Source organism: Rhizobium sp. Root483D2 (assembly GCF_001426685.1).
GTDB lineage: Bacteria > Pseudomonadota > Alphaproteobacteria > Rhizobiales > Rhizobiaceae > Pararhizobium > Pararhizobium qamdonense.
The window spans coordinates 26,642-27,584 of record NZ_LMFB01000023.1; the positions used below are offsets into that span (position 1 = coordinate 26,642).

Annotated in this window: 1 pseudogene; it reads left to right on the top strand. The window is 61.5% G+C overall.

The features are described 5' to 3' along the window. Positions 1–943 (top strand): annotated as a pseudogene (locus tag ASD32_RS19880) (hypothetical protein); the annotation flags it as partial.

The following is a 943-nucleotide window of genomic DNA, read 5'->3' on the forward strand; positions in this document are numbered from 1 at the left end:
TTACATTCCGCCCGATTTTGTGCCGCTTGGGCCAATCTATCCGCCTATCAGCGTCATTGATGGCTGGGAAGCGGAGCCGTGGGAAATCAGGGATGATGCCGGCGCGGCGCGTCGTCCCGCAATCAAGGTCAAGGCCGCCGATGATCTCAACGATGTTTTGAGCGTGCGCATCGTGGCGAGGGTCAAGACGACCGGCGCCGTTGTTTTCGATAGCGCCGCCGTCGCATATGCCCCGCCATACGAGTGGGTGATATCTGGTGCCTGGTGCCTCCCGGCGACGCTCTACCAGGTCAAGGGCATTGAGGTTCCATATTCCGGTCGAAACGTCGAGTGGTCGGAATGGATCGATGTCCTGACGCCGGATGTCAGGCTTGGTGATGAAGATCTTGCCAGTGAGGTGCTGGCGTCTCTTGAGGTCCTGCGAGAGTGGATCGAGCAGAACGTGGGCGGGGTCGCCTCGGAGACAGCGGCAGCGCTCGTAGCCGAGACGCAGGCGCGGATTGCAGCCATCGAAGCTCAGGCTGCGGCGCTCTTGGCGGAACAGCAGGCGCGCATTGCTGCCGTGCAGGCACAGGCAGACGCTCTTGGCGTCGAGCAGGCGGAGAGGGTTGCCGGCGCGTTCGAAGCTGCCGACCGTTACCGCGCGATGCTCAATGAGATCGGGGCGCTGCGAGATGCTGTGGCCGAACTTGATTATGCAAAATTCACGCATATCGAGCAGGTTCGCAATGTCCTGACGGTCACCATCGGGTCGGCTGTTGCCAGCTTCACCGACCAGATCACTGTTGCAGTGGCTGCCACGGCTGCTGTTGTGCAGCGGGTGACGACGCTGGAAGCCGAGACGGATACGCTGGATGCGGCAATTATCGCGGTCGATACAGCTCGGGTCAGCGACTATGAGGCGCTGTCGCAGCGTATGGGGCTTCTGTCGGCCGGTACAGAT